A 13,374-nucleotide genomic window follows, 5' to 3' on the forward strand; every position below is an offset into this window, starting at 1 on the left:
GCATCAGGCTGGATCAGTCGGCGTGGCGGGTCAAGCGGTGGGCGTCCAGTTGCACGATCCAGGGGGCGAAAGACTCCATCACCCGCAGGGCCTGCCCGTGCTGCCAGAACACCGAGCTGCGTGCCCAGCGCGGATGTCTGCCCGGCCATGCCGCGCGCAGCCGCGATTCGGCCCGGCCATGTCGGGCCAGTTGCTGGATGCGCAGAGGTTCGCGGCAGACATGGCTGCGCTGGAACAGCAGCTCGGCCAGCGGTCGCGTGCCCAGGCCGGTCAGCGCTTTCCAGGTGCCTTGCAGTGCGCGGTGCGAGGTGGCGCTGCGTGCCCAGACCACGGGCACACCATCGAGCAGGAGCACCACTTCGCGGACGTGGCCACTGCGGCAGGCCAGGTCTTGGCGCTCTTGCGGCCAAAGGCGTTGGCTGCCCTGGCGCTGCACCCGAACCTCGACCACGCCATGCGCCCGCAACCGCGCGGTGAGCGAGCCCGTGGCGGTCAGCCAGGCGTGCAGCGATGCGCTGGAGGGGTGGGGATCGCGACGCCGACCATGGTGGCGGGCGCTGCGGTGGTTGGGCAAACTGGGGGCGGCGGAACGAGGTAGCATCGGGCCGCGATGATAGCCTCGACACCCCAACCTTGGCCTGCGGGCTGGATTTCCCCGCCGTTCGGGCCGGGCGTGCGCGCGCTCATGACGGCGCGCGAAAGCTTGAACATCGCCACCGCCAGCCAGCCACCCTGGGACGGGTTCAACCTGGGCAACCATGTGGGCGATGACCTGGCCGATGTGTTGAAGCACCGCGCCGAACTGGCAGCCGCTTTGCAAGCCCAACCCGTTTGGTTGCAGCAGGTGCACGGCCACCGCGTGGTGCGCTTGACCCAGGCGAACGCAGGCGCCTTGGCCGAGACACAAGCCGATGGCGTGTTCACCACCGAGCCCGGCCTGGTTTGCGCCATCATGGTGGCCGACTGCCTGCCCATCCTGCTGGTGGCGCCAGAGGGGCGCGGTGTGGCGGCGCTGCACGCGGGTTGGCGGGGCCTGGCTGGGGCCGGTGACTTGAATGGCCTGGGCATCGCCGACGCTGGGGTGGCCGCCCTGTGCGAGGCGACCTCATCTGATCCGGCCGACTTGCAGGTCTGGCTGGGCCCCTGCATAGGCCCGACAGCGTTCCAGGTGGGCGTTGATGTTCTGACAGGTTTCGGCGTTGATCCCACCCAAGACCATCATCGCTTCGTCCGGCAGTCACCGGACCGTTGGCTGGCAGACCTGGCAGGTTTGGCGGCAGACCGGCTTCAATCGGTGGGCCTCAAACGCATCGAAGGGGGCCAGTGGTGCACGGTGTCCGAGCCTTCACGCTTCTTTTCGTTCCGGCGTGACCGTGTCACTGGGCGGCAGGCCGCCTGCATCTGGCTCGACGGCGCGTGAGGCTTGTGCGTCTTCGGCGGCCTCTTTCGCGCGGCGGGCCTGTCGGCGCATCGGTGTGCCCAGCAGGTACATCACCAAGGCCAAGGGGCCGACGCCGTACAAGAAAAAGGTGACGATTGCCCCCAGCACGCTGCCGACGGGGCTGACGGCTTCGGCCACCGTCATCAACATCACCACGAACATCCAGGCTATCGCAACGATCCACATTTCAGGTCAGGGCCTTTGTCAAGCCATGGGCGGCCCGAAGTTTGCTTTGAGTGAGGCGAAAACACATCAAACCGAGGACAGATGTTGATCCACCGTAAAAAAACTGTGCTCAGAATACGGCAACATTGATGCACCCACCCGGGTGTTCGCAACCTCGCAGGTCCTGCCAAGGAGACATATGGCTGTCATTCAACGGTCTCGCTCAAAAAAATCGACGAATGCTTCCGCCGCGAACCCGCCGCCACCGCTTGAATCCACGCAGATTCTGACCGACAGCGTGGGCACCAGCCTGCAATCCATTGCTGGCTTGACTGTGCCTTGGGACCAGATGTCCCGCATCCAGCAAGAGTATGTCGATCAGGCGACGACCTTGTGGAACCAGGCGCTGGAGCAACCCGGACAACTCAAGCCCGACGATCGCCGCTTTGCCGCGCCCGAATGGAGCAGCACGCCGGCCAGCGCTTTCATGGCCTCGATGTATTTGCTCAACGCGCGCACCTTGCAGCGCCTGGCTGACAGCCTGAGCGGCGACGAAAAAGCCCGCGATCGTGTGCGCTTTGCCGTGCAGCAATGGGTGGACGCGGCCGCGCCCTCCAACTTCCTGGCGCTGAACCCCGAGGCGCAGAAAAAAGCCATCGAGTCCAAGGGCGAGAGCATCACCCAAGGCCTGCAGATGCTGCTGAGCGACATCCGCCAGGGGCACATGTCGCAGACCGACGAAAGCGTGTTCGAAGTGGGCCGCAACGTGGCCACCTCTGAAGGCTCGGTCGTGTTCGAGAACGAATACCTGCAGTTGATCGAGTACAAGCCGCTGACCGACAAGGTCCACGCCTTGCCCTTGTTGATCGTGCCGCCGTGCATCAACAAGTTCTACATCCTGGACCTGCAGCCCGACAATTCGCTGGTGCGGTTTGCCGTCTCGCAGGGCCACCGCGTGTTCGTGGTCAGTTGGGTCAATGCCGATGAAGACCTGGCCCAGTCCACCTGGGACGACTACATCGAAAAAGGCACGATCGAGGCCATCAACGTGGTCCGAGAGATCACGGGCGCAGAAAAGATCAACACGCTGGGTTTTTGCGTGGGCGGCACCTTGCTGGCCACGGCCCTGGCGGTGATGGACGCGCGTGGCGACAAGCCCGCGGCCAGCATGACCTTGCTGACCACCTTCCTGGACTTCATCAACACCGGCACCCTGGATTTGTTCGTGGACGAGGCGATGGTGCAGATGCGCGAAACCAGCATTGGCGAACGCAGCCCGCAAGGCGGGGGCCTGATGCGCGGCGGCGAATTGGCCGCCACGTTCTCGTTCCTCCGCGCCAACGACCTGGTCTGGAACTACGTGGTGGGCAATTACCTCAAGGGTGAAAAGCCGCCGGCTTTCGACCTGCTGTACTGGAACGGCGACAGCACCAACCTGCCCGGCCCCATGTATTGCTGGTACCTGCGCAACACCTACCTGGAAAACAAGCTGGCCCAGCCCAATGCCGTGACGGTGTGCGGCCAGCCTGTGGATTTGCGCCGTCTGGACATGCCCACTTTTGTGTACGGTTCGCGTGAAGACCACATCGTCCCGTGGGACAGTGCTTACGCCTCCACCCAGTTGACGCAAGGGCCCATCACCTTCGTGCTGGGCGCCTCAGGTCACATCGCGGGGGTCATCAATCCGCCGCAGAAAAACAAGCGCAGCTACTGGACCAGCGGCAAGCCAGGCACATTCCCGCCCACCGCCAAAGAATGGATGGCCACGGCGCAAGAGCATCCCGGCAGTTGGTGGACCACCTGGGCCGAATGGCTGGGCAAGCACGCGGGCAAGCAGATTGCGGCACCCAAGCAGTTGGGCAGCAAAAAACATCGGCCGATCGAACCGGCCCCGGGCCGTTACGTCTTGCGCAAGGCGTGAACCGCGCTCATCATTCTTCATCGCTGATTGACCTTCTGGAATAAAAAGGAACCTGTCATGACTGACATCGTGATCGTGGCTGCTTCTCGCACCGCCGTGGGCAAGTTTGGCGGCACCTTGGCCAAAACCCCTGCCTCCGAACTGGGGGCCGTGGTGATCCAGGATTTGCTCAAACGCACCAAGTTGGCGGGTGACCAGATCAGCGAAGTGATCCTGGGCCAGGTGCTGGCGGCCGGTTGTGGCCAGAACCCGGCCCGCCAGGCCGTGATCAAGGCAGGTTTGCCGCAGGGCGTGCCTGCCTTCACCATCAACAAGGTGTGTGGCTCGGGCCTGAAGGCCGTGATGCTGGCCGCTCAGTCCATCCGCGACGGAGACTCCGAGATCGTGATCGCGGGTGGCCAGGAGAGCATGAGCCTGGCCCCGCACGTCTTGCCCGGTTCGCGCGAAGGCCAGCGCATGGGCGACTGGAAACTGATCGACACCATGATCACCGATGGCCTGTGGGACGTCTACAACCAGTACCACATGGGGATCACCGCCGAGAACGTGGCCAAGAAGTACGAGATCAGCCGTGAGCAGCAGGATACGCTGGCGCTGGCTTCGCAACAGAAGGCTGCGGCTGCGGTTGATTCCGGTCGATTCAAGGACGAGATCGCCCCGGTGCTGATTGCCCAACGCAAGGGTGACCCGTTGGTGTTTGACACCGATGAGTTCGTCAACCGCAAATCTACCGCCGAGGTGCTGGCAGGCTTGCGCCCTGCCTTCGACAAGGCGGGTACCGTGACGGCTGGCAATGCCTCGGGCTTGAACGATGGCGCGGCGGCCGTGATGGTCATGAGCGCCAAGAAAGCCCAGCAGCTGGGCTTGACGCCCCTGGCACGCATCGCCTCTTATGCCAGCGCTGCGCTGGATCCGGCCTACATGGGCATGGGGCCCGTGCCCGCATCACGCCGTGCGCTGGAACGCGCCGGCTGGAAGGCGGCCGACCTGGACCTGCTTGAAATCAACGAAGCCTTTGCTGCGCAGGCTTGCGCCGTGCACAAGGAAATGGGCTGGGACACCAGCAAGGTCAATGTCAACGGTGGCGCCATCGCCATCGGCCACCCCATCGGAGCTTCGGGCTGCCGCGTGCTGGTCACGCTGCTGCACGAAATGCAAAAACGCGATGCCCACAAAGGCATTGCTTCACTGTGCATCGGCGGCGGCATGGGCGTGGCCCTGACGGTCGAACGCTGATCGCCCGATTTGTTCTTTATTCCTTTCTCTCTCGCAACGATTAGATTTTTTCCCCAAAAGAGGAGCATTCCATGAGTCAAAAAGTGGCCTACGTGACCGGCGGTATGGGCGGCATCGGCACCTCGATCTGCCAGCGTCTGCACAAAGACGGTTTCAAGGTGATCGCAGGCTGCGGGCCCAGTCGTGACTTCAAGAAGTGGCTGGATGAGCAAAAGGCGCTGGGCTACAACTTCTACGCTTCAGTGGGCAATGTGGCCGATTGGGATTCCACCGTGGAAGCCTTCAAGAAAACGCGCGCCGAGCATGGCCCGGTTGATGTGCTGGTCAACAACGCCGGCATCACGCGTGACGGCATGTTCCGCAAAATGACCAAGGCCGATTGGGATGCGGTGATGGACACCAACCTGAACAGCCTGTTCAACGTGACCAAGCAGGTCATTGATGACATGGTGGACCGGGGTTGGGGCCGCGTGGTCAACATCAGCTCGGTCAATGGCGAGAAGGGCCAGTTTGGCCAAACCAACTACTCGGCCGCCAAGGCTGGCATGCATGGCTTCACCATGGCCCTGGCCCAGGAAGTGGCCAACAAGGGTGTGACGGTGAACACCGTGTCCCCAGGCTACATTGGCACCGACATGGTGCGCGCGATTCGCCAGGACGTGCTGGACAAGATCGTGGCCACGATTCCGGTGAAGCGCCTGGGCACGCCTGAAGACATCGCCTCGATGGTGTCGTGGGTGTCCAGCGACGAGTCGGGCTTTGCCACGGGTGCGGATTTCTCGATCAACGGTGGTCTGCACATGGGCTGAGTCTGTGCCCTTGGCATTGGCGTTGGCTTGACCAAAAAGCCCCGCAGGTCTTTGGATCGCGGGGCTTTTTCTCGCCTGGACAGCCGTGGTGTTTCAGGCGGCTGCTTCTTGCTCCAGCACCAGGCGGTCGAGCGCGGCGCAAACATCGGCGAACCGGCCTGCGATGACGGTGCGGCGGGCATCGGCCGGGTCGCTGCTGATGCGCAATCGACGTGGGGTGATGACCCCAGGGCTCGTGAGCCGCTGCTCGGGCGCGAAGCTGGGCTCGGTGCGAGCGGCCACGGCACGCGCAGCGTTGGAAGAGCGAACAAAAAAAGCACGGGCAAAGTGATGAATCATGGAGAACTCCGGCAACAACGATTGAAGTTCGGCAGGATTCCAAAATGGCGTCAACGTGCGGGACTGCACGCTCAACAGAGGCGCAAATGCCCGCCACCCGCACGGTGACGTTGCCAACATGGCAAGTTAGATCACATCAAGAGCTGATTTCGGATCAGGCCCACGGCCAGCCCTTCGAGTTCGAACTCGGGGTGGTCGGGCGGCACGATGATGGGTTGGAAATCAGCGTTTTCGGGCAACAGCTCAATGCCTTTGGCCGTGCGCATGAAGCGCTTCACGGTGACTTCATCGCCCAGGCGCGCCACCACGATCTGGCCATTGCGGGCTTCTTTGGCGCGGGCCACAGCCAGCAGGTCGCCGTCGAGGATGCCGATGTCTTTCATGCTCATGCCGCGCACGCGCAAGAGGTAGTCGGGGCGCTTGGAGAACAGGCTGGGTTCAAGCGAATAACTTTGCTCAACGTGCTCTTGCGCGAGGATGGGGCTGCCGGCGGCCACCCGACCGATCAGCGGCAGCACCAGTTGCTCAAGACCCGGCAGGCTCAAATTGAACGGAGCGCCAGCAGAGCCGGATTTCTTGCGGGTTTCGTTCACGGTGCGCAGGGTGCCGGCCTTGAGCCGGATGCCACGTGATGTGCCGCCCAGCAACTCGATCACACCTTTGCGCGCCAGTGCTTGCAGGTGTTCTTCAGCGGCATTGGCCGAGCGAAAACCCAACTCGGTGGCGATTTCTGCGCGGGTGGGTGGTGCACCGGTGCGCGCGATGGCCCGCTGGATCAGCTCGAAGATCTCTTGCTGGCGGGGCGTGAGTTTGGGTTTATCGTTCATCTGGCTGTTTGGTTGCTTGTGTGATCTGCTAACCGCTGGATGGCTTGGTTGACTGTCATTCTATACAGGCCTGTTCGTTTGTCCAGTGTTTTTGATGAAAGTGCGTGACATGGATGTGAATTCGCCCTTGGTGGTGGTGCTGGGCACCGGTGGCACGATTGCAGGCACGGGGGCGGGACCTGACGATGTGAGCTACCGGGCTGCACAGCTGAGTGTTGAACAGTTGCTGCAGGCTGTGCCAGGTTTGGCAGGCTTGGCGCTGGAAACCCGGCAAGTCGCGCAGATCGACAGCAAGGACATGGACTGGTCGGTGTGGCAGGCCCTGGCCGATCAGCTTCAGGAAGTTCTGGCGCGCAATGACGTCGGAGCGGTGGTGATCACCCATGGCACCGATACCCTGGAAGAAACCGCTTACCTGTTGCACCGTTTGCTGGATGTCCACAAGCCCGTGGTCCTGACGGCGGCCATGCGCGCCGCGACCTCGGCTCAGGCGGATGGGCCTCGCAATCTGCGTGACGCGGTGCGGGTGGCTGAGCACGCGGCGGCTCAAGGGTGGGCTGGCGTCGTGGCGGTGATGGCAGGGGTGATCTGGCCCGGGCATGCCGTGCGCAAATCTCACACCTGGCACATCGATGATGCGTTTGACGGCGGTGGCGATGTGCCTTTGGGGCGCATCACCGACAGCGGCACCATCCTGGAGGGCATGCCCTGGCCGTCTCCAGGCCGCGGCGGGTGGTCCTGCCTGGAGCCTGGTGGGGTGCCCCCTCGTGTTGAGATCGTGACCAGCCATGCGGGTGCCGACGGGCGCCTGGTGGAAGCGCTTCTGACGCAAGGCCAGCAGCTTGGTCACGCCGTGGGTGGTTTGGTGGTGGCCAGCACCGGTCACGGCACCATCCACCAGGCATTGACGCGGGCTCTTGAGAAGGCCGAGCTGCAAGGCATCAGGGTCTGGCGAAGCAGCCGGGTCGCGCGGGGCGGGGTGCTGTCGCGTGAGGGCGATCATTGGCCCGCGGCGGGCACGCTGACGGCGGCCCAGGCCCGTGTGGCCTTGATGCTGGATTTGTTGGGTGTCCCGTGTGGCGGGATGAAGGACTGAACCCGTGCTGCGGTGTCCGACTAGCCAAGTGCTGCCTTCATCCCTGAGGCAAGCATTTGCCCCGAGACAGCCGTGACTTTAGAGCCAGGTCATGACAGGCTGATGACAGCCCAGGCCCGCGTGCGGATCAGGATTTGACGCGCAGCATGACGGCCTGGCCGCCGCCGGCCTTGAGCCCCTGCTCGACGCCGGGATTGGCTTCGCCCAGGGCGGGCCACCAGATCTGGACGCGGTGTTCGCCAGCCGGCAGGTCCAGGTTCAACTGACCATCGGTACCGCTCACACCAAAGTGAGGTGTGTCGACCACGTGGATGTAGCCCAGCATCTGGTCGTGGATGTTGCAGCCCAGCGTGGCCGTGCCGGCTTTGTCGAACACCACGGGTGCGGCCGGTGTGCCGGCGTAAAGCTTGATCTCGAACTTCTTGATGGGCGAGAAAGAGTAGACATGGTGGCGAACCGTGTCGAAATTGGGGAACAGCACGGGCGTGCCGGTTTGCACGACCAGCACGGTGGGCTGGAAGGCGCGGCCCTTCTGGGCCATGTTGGCGGTCGCGCTGGTGGTGGCCATGGCGCGCGTGCCTTTGATGTACACCGACACCGCTGCGTGCGCCACAGGCTGGCCCGCCTCATTGGTGACCAGGATGGCCTGCGGCGCGGCGTGGGTGCCCAGGCTGGCCGCACTGAGGGCGGTCAGGATCACGATTCGTGCTGCGGGTGACATCAGGACGGTGGCTCAGGAGTTCTTGACGATGTCGCGGCGCGTGGGCGCCAGGCGCTTGAGCAACTCGTTCTTGGCCCCGGTGGGCGCTTGGGCCCGGTTGATTTCATCACGCAGGACTTCCACCATCAGGTCGAATTCGGCGCCGGTGATGCCCAGGTCCGCGTGTGAATTGCGCATGGTTTCACCTTCGTAGACGCAGGGACCATCGGCCACCTTGCAGACGTAAGTGGCCACGCTCTCCTTGAGCGCTTTCATCTTGATGTTCGCAAAGGTGCGTTGGGTGCGCGGATCGGTAGAGACCCGGTCCAGCGTGCGGTCGGTGATCTGCGTGATGCTGGCGACACCGCCCAGTTGCTGGTACAGCGGAGCGCTGGTGCTGGGTTTCGTGGAGGATGCGCAGGCCATCAGGCTGGCCAGTGTCCAACTGATGGTCAGGCCCACCACCAGGGTGATGAGGTTGCGCTTGCGCTCGGGCGTGAGTTGAATGCGCAGGTCTGAAAGTTTCATGAATGCCACCTTTGTGATCCTTCTTTCGGCGTTTGCAACTCAATGTTGAGGCGTTCTGGTCGATACCGATCTGTCAAACAAAGGTGTTTTGGCCCGATTGGGCCGTGAAAAGGCAGTTCAGCATGCAGCGATTCCCGGCAAGTCAAACCCGAAAAAATGCGTGGCTCACCTTGGCGGTGGCGGCCGCGTGTGCGGTGTTGGTGCCCAATTCGGCTCGCGCGGGTGACCGGCTTCTGGCCACCTGGGGCGTTACTCAGGTGGAAGGCGCAGGCGGCGGCGGGCTCACGCCTTGGGCCACCATCGCAGGCAGTGGCAGCAGCAATCAGATCGGGGGCTCAGCCTTTGTCACGCACACCAGAACCAACGATGGCTATGAGCTGAAGGTGGCGGGCGCGGCAGTGGGCATCCACGACCGGGTGGAATTGAGCATGGCGCGCTGGAGCTTCAAGCTCAGCGATGTCGTGCCAGATAAATCCATCGAGATGAACTCGCTGGGTGTGAAGGTGAAAGTGATGGGCGATGCGGTGTACGACCAGGACAGCTGGCTCCCGCAGATCAGCGTGGGCGCGCAGTACAAGTCCAACGAGGACAAGGCACTGGTGAACTCGTTTGGCGCCGACAACAGCGACGTGGATGTGTATGCCTCGGCGACCAAGCTTTGGCTGGGCGCGGCGGGTGGCTACAACGTGTTGGCCAACCTGACGCTGCGCCTGACGCGTGCGAATCAGTTTGGGCTGGTGGGTTTCGGCGGCGCCGGCCATGACAAGCGCCAACTGATGGCCGAAGGCAGCGTGGGTGTGCTGCTGCGCGACGACCTGGTCGTGGGCACCGAGTACCGCCAAAAGCCCAACAACCTGGAAGACACGGCGGCCATCCTGAAAGAAGAAGCGGCCTGGGATGTGTTTGTGGCCTGGTTTCCCAGCCGGTACGTCAGCCTGACGGCCGCATGGTTGAACCTGGGCAATGTGGTCAGCAAGCCGGACCAGCAGGGCCTGTACCTGTCCGGACAAGTGACCTTTTAAGCAGGCGCCCGAGCAGCCAGTTTTTCTCCTTTACATTCGGTTCACAAGCGGTACACCGTTTGTAAACCTGAGTGGGCGAGACTGGGCTTCATGAAAAAAATCAAATCCACCTGGTTCACGCCGACGCGCGTGGTGCTGGGGGCCCTGGTGGTGGCGGCTGCCGCCTGGGGCGTCAAAAAAGTCTTCTTCACCGCGCCGGCCAAGCCGGATGTGATCACCGCCAGCGCGACTGTGGGTGACATGGAAGACACCGTGTTGGCCAGCGGCACCATCAAGTCCTTCAAGGACGTGAGCGTGGGCGCACAGGTGTCGGGGCAGATCAAGAAGCTGCACGTGGCTTTGGGCAACAAGGTGACCAAAGGCCAGTTGGTGGCCGAGATCGACTCGACCACTCAGCAAAACGCCTATCAAAACGCGCAGGCCCAGATCGCCTTGCTGCAAGCTCAATTGCTGGCCAAGCAGGCCACCTTGACGCAGGCTGAACTGTCGTTCAAGCGCAAGAAAAGCCTGCTGGCCCAGGATGCCGGATCGGCGGTTGATTTCGAAGACGCACAAGCCGCGCTGGCCACGGCCAAGGCCGACATCTCCGTGTTCAACGCCCAGATCCAGCAGGCCAAGACCTCGCTGGACACTGCGCGCGTCAACCTGGGTTACACGCGCATCACGGCGCCCATCGAGGGTGTGGTCGTGGCCGTGCTGGCCGAAGAGGGCCGCACGGTGAATGCCAACCAGTCGGCCCCTACCATCATCAAGCTGTCCAAGCTGGACACGGTGCAGATCAAGGCGCAGATATCAGAAGCCGACGTGGTGCGGGTCAAGCCGGGGCTGCCGGTGTACTTCACCATCCTGGGCGAGCCGAACAAGCGTTATGAGGCGCAGCTCAAGTCCATCGAGCCGGTGCCAGATTCATCGCAGACCGATACCACCAGCTCAACGAGCAGCACCTCCACCACGGCCACCGCCATCTATTACAACGGCCTGTTTGAGGTGCCCAACCCCGATGGCAAGCTGCGCGTGGCCATGACGGCCCAGGTCTTCATCGTGCTGGCCAAGGCCAAGGATGCCTTGCTGATCCCCGCCACGGCCTTGTCCGACAAGGCCGTGAAAGGCGAGTACACCGTGCGCGTGCTGGAAGGTGAAGAGGGTGAGCAAAAGGTGGTGCCGCGCAAGGTGAAGGTGGGCCTGAACAACCGCGTGCAGGCCCAGGTGCTGTCGGGCCTGAAGGCGGGTGAGAAGGTGGTGGTGGGTGAGGCTGGCCCGGCAGGCAGTGGCGGTGGCGGCGGTGGTCGTCGCGGCGGGATATTCTGAGCACGAAGGGCCTGACATGACACAAGCCCTGTTGGAGGTGAAAGACCTCTGGCGCGAGTTCCCGTCCGGTGAAGGCAAGGTGGCCGTCCTGAAGGGGCTGAACCTGTCGATCCGCGCGGGCGAGATGGTGGCCATCATGGGCGCCTCGGGCTCGGGCAAATCCACCTTGATGAACATCCTGGGCTGCCTGGACAGGCCCAGCCGTGGTTCCTACTTTGTGGCAGGCCATGAGACCAGCGAGCTGGCGCCCGATGGTCTCGCACGCTTGCGCCGCGCGTACTACGGCTTCATCTTCCCGCGCCACCACCTGCTGGGTGATCTGACCGCACTGGGCAACACCGAGATCCCCGCCATTTACGCAGGCCATGGCGCCGAAGAGCGCCACCAGCGTGCGCAGGCCTTGCTCACCCGATTGGGCCTGGGCGAACGCACCATGCACCGCCCCGGCCAGTTGTCCGGCGGCCAGCAACAACGCGTGAGCATCGCGCGGGCACTGATGAATGGCGGCGACGTCATCCTGGCCGACGAGCCCACGGGCGCGCTGGACAGCGTCAGCGGCGCCGAGGTGATGAACATCCTGCGCGAGTTGCATGCCGAGGGCCACACGGTCATCATCGTCACGCACGACCCCAAGGTGGCGGACCATGCGCAACGCATCATCGAGATCGCCGATGGCGAGATCGTGTCCGACCGCCTCAAGGACGGCGATGCCGTGACCACGGCCATCCTGAGCAACAACGCACCCGACAGTCCGCCTGCATGGCGCGCGCACTGGGACCGCTTCACCGAGGCCTTCACCATGGCCTTGCGCGCCATGGCCGGCCACCGCCTGCGCACCTTGCTGACCATGCTGGGCATCATCATCGGCATTGCCTCGGTGGTGTCGATGGTGGCGCTGGGGCAGGGCACGCGGGAGCGCGTGCTGAAGGACATCAGCGCGATGGGCACCAACACCATCGACATCTTCCCCGGCAAGAACTTTGGCGACCGGCAGGCGGGGCGCATCCGCACCCTGGTGCCCAGCGATGCCGATGCCTTGGCGCAGTTGAGCTATGTGGACAGCGTGACACCGAGCGTCAGCACCAGCGTGACCCTGCGGCGCGGCAATGTGGAGGCCACGGCCAGCATCACGGGTGTGGGCGACCAGTTCTTCCGCGTCAAGGGCTACACCTTGGCGAAGGGGCAGACCTTTGATGTCGACAGCATCCGCCGCCAAACCCAGGAGGCGGTGATTGACCCGACCACCGCCAAGACCATGTTCGGCCCCAATGAAGACCCGGTGGGCCAGGTGATCTTTCTGGGCAATGTGCCGGTGCGCGTGGTGGGCGTGACCGCCCCTCAGGAAAGCGCCTTCATGGCCAGCGACAGCCTGAACGTGTGGGTGCCCTACACCACGGCCCTGCGCCGCTTGCTGGGGCAATCCAACCTGCGCAGCATCACGGTGCGGGTCAGCGACACCGTGTCTTCATCGGCGGCCGAACAAGGCATCATCAAGCTGATCAAGCAGCGCCATGGCACCGAGGATTTCTTCGTGCGCAACAGCGACAGCATCCGCCAGACGGTCGAGACCACCACGGCCACCTTGACCTTGCTGATCTCGTCGATCGCGGTGATTTCGTTGATCGTGGGCGGCATTGGCGTGATGAACATCATGCTGGTGTCGGTGACCGAGCGCACGCAAGAGATCGGTGTGCGCATGGCCGTGGGCGCGCGCCAGAGCGACATCCTGCGGCAGTTCCTGATCGAAGCCGTGCTGGTCTGCCTGATTGGCGGCCTGTTGGGCATTGCCCTGGCGCTGGCCATCGGGGTCATTTTCGACACGGTGAGTGGTGGCAGTTTCAAGCTGGTGTATTCGGCGTCCACCATCGTGCTGGCCTTCGCGGTGTCGTCCTTGATCGGGGTGCTGTTCGGCTTCTTGCCAGCGCGCAACGCGGCGCGGCTGGACCCGGTTGATGCGCTGTCGCGCTGATGGTGAAACGGAT

14 protein-coding genes are annotated in these 13,374 nt (G+C 63.4%); 8 read left to right on the top strand and 6 right to left on the bottom strand.

Annotation, left to right across the window (positions count from 1 at the left end; all coding sequences use genetic code 11):
* Positions 1 to 13 precede the first annotated feature (13 nt).
* Positions 14 to 601 (bottom strand): chorismate lyase, encoded by a 588-nt coding sequence (locus Q7V20_RS13885; RefSeq protein WP_304792130.1) that lies wholly within the window; start codon positions 599 to 601, stop codon positions 14 to 16.
* Between the two features lie 84 nt (positions 602 to 685).
* Here Q7V20_RS13885 and pgeF point away from each other — a divergent pair, with 84 nt between their 5' ends.
* Positions 686 to 1,420, top strand: a complete 735-nt coding sequence (gene pgeF / locus Q7V20_RS13890) for a peptidoglycan editing factor PgeF (protein ID WP_304792133.1) — start codon at positions 686 to 688, stop codon at positions 1,418 to 1,420.
* Here the strand turns inward: pgeF and Q7V20_RS13895 are convergent.
* The gene (locus Q7V20_RS13895; RefSeq protein ID WP_304792135.1) at positions 1,346 to 1,627 is read right to left on the bottom strand and encodes a hypothetical protein; all 282 of its coding nucleotides are present in this window, start codon (positions 1,625 to 1,627) and stop codon (positions 1,346 to 1,348) included. The genes pgeF and Q7V20_RS13895 overlap by 75 nt on opposite strands.
* Positions 1,628 to 1,805: 178 nt before the next feature.
* On the opposite strand from Q7V20_RS13895, the gene phaC reads away from it, so the two are divergent.
* From phaC to phbB, 3 genes are all read left to right on the top strand, one after another.
* On the top strand, positions 1,806 to 3,527 hold the full coding sequence (gene phaC / locus Q7V20_RS13900; protein ID WP_370652472.1) for a class I poly(R)-hydroxyalkanoic acid synthase: 1,722 nt from the start codon (positions 1,806 to 1,808) through the stop codon (positions 3,525 to 3,527).
* 57 nt (positions 3,528 to 3,584) lie between these two features.
* On the top strand, positions 3,585 to 4,763 hold the full coding sequence (locus tag Q7V20_RS13905; protein ID WP_304792138.1) for an acetyl-CoA C-acetyltransferase: 1,179 nt from the start codon (positions 3,585 to 3,587) through the stop codon (positions 4,761 to 4,763).
* A 71-nt stretch (positions 4,764 to 4,834) separates the two neighbouring features.
* The gene (phbB, locus tag Q7V20_RS13910; RefSeq protein WP_304792141.1) at positions 4,835 to 5,572 is read left to right on the top strand and encodes an acetoacetyl-CoA reductase; all 738 of its coding nucleotides are present in this window, start codon (positions 4,835 to 4,837) and stop codon (positions 5,570 to 5,572) included.
* A gap of 93 nt (positions 5,573 to 5,665) precedes the next feature.
* On the opposite strand, the gene Q7V20_RS13915 is transcribed toward phbB, so the two are convergent.
* Positions 5,666 to 5,911: a hypothetical protein gene (locus Q7V20_RS13915; protein WP_304792143.1), complete on the bottom strand. Its 246-nt coding sequence runs from the start codon at positions 5,909 to 5,911 to the stop codon at positions 5,666 to 5,668.
* Positions 5,912 to 6,042: 131 nt separating this feature from the next.
* Entirely contained in the window at positions 6,043 to 6,738 is a 696-nt protein-coding gene (gene lexA, locus Q7V20_RS13920) for a transcriptional repressor LexA (protein ID WP_304792146.1), read from the bottom strand.
* A gap of 109 nt (positions 6,739 to 6,847) precedes the next feature.
* On the opposite strand from lexA, the gene Q7V20_RS13925 reads away from it, so the two are divergent.
* Entirely contained in the window at positions 6,848 to 7,834 is a 987-nt protein-coding gene (locus Q7V20_RS13925; protein ID WP_304792149.1) for an asparaginase, read from the top strand.
* Positions 7,835 to 7,961: 127 nt separating this feature from the next.
* Here the strand turns inward: Q7V20_RS13925 and Q7V20_RS13930 are convergent, their stop codons facing one another.
* Entirely contained in the window at positions 7,962 to 8,534 is a 573-nt protein-coding gene (locus Q7V20_RS13930; RefSeq protein WP_304792152.1) for a methylamine utilization protein, read from the bottom strand.
* Positions 8,535 to 8,567: 33 nt separating this feature from the next.
* A complete protein-coding gene (locus Q7V20_RS13935; protein WP_304792154.1) occupies positions 8,568 to 9,062 on the bottom strand; it encodes a group 1 truncated hemoglobin in 495 nt (164 codons plus the stop codon).
* Between the two features lie 122 nt (positions 9,063 to 9,184).
* Here Q7V20_RS13935 and Q7V20_RS13940 point away from each other — a divergent pair, with 122 nt between their 5' ends.
* The 3 genes from Q7V20_RS13940 (at position 9,185) to Q7V20_RS13950 (ending at position 13,361) form a co-directional block, all read left to right on the top strand.
* Positions 9,185 to 10,084 carry a DUF3034 family protein gene (locus Q7V20_RS13940; RefSeq protein ID WP_304792157.1) on the top strand — a complete coding sequence of 300 codons (900 nt, stop codon included), beginning with the start codon at positions 9,185 to 9,187 and terminating at the stop codon, positions 10,082 to 10,084.
* A gap of 90 nt (positions 10,085 to 10,174) precedes the next feature.
* Positions 10,175 to 11,392, top strand: coding sequence for an efflux RND transporter periplasmic adaptor subunit (locus tag Q7V20_RS13945; protein ID WP_304792159.1), 1,218 nt, complete (start codon positions 10,175 to 10,177; stop codon positions 11,390 to 11,392).
* 16 nt (positions 11,393 to 11,408) lie between these two features.
* Positions 11,409 to 13,361: a MacB family efflux pump subunit gene (locus tag Q7V20_RS13950; protein WP_304792162.1), complete on the top strand. Its 1,953-nt coding sequence runs from the start codon at positions 11,409 to 11,411 to the stop codon at positions 13,359 to 13,361.
* The last annotated feature ends 13 nt before the right edge of the window (positions 13,362 to 13,374 follow it).

This window comes from Aquabacterium sp. (assembly GCF_030652515.1).
GTDB lineage: Bacteria > Pseudomonadota > Gammaproteobacteria > Burkholderiales > Burkholderiaceae_C > Aquabacterium.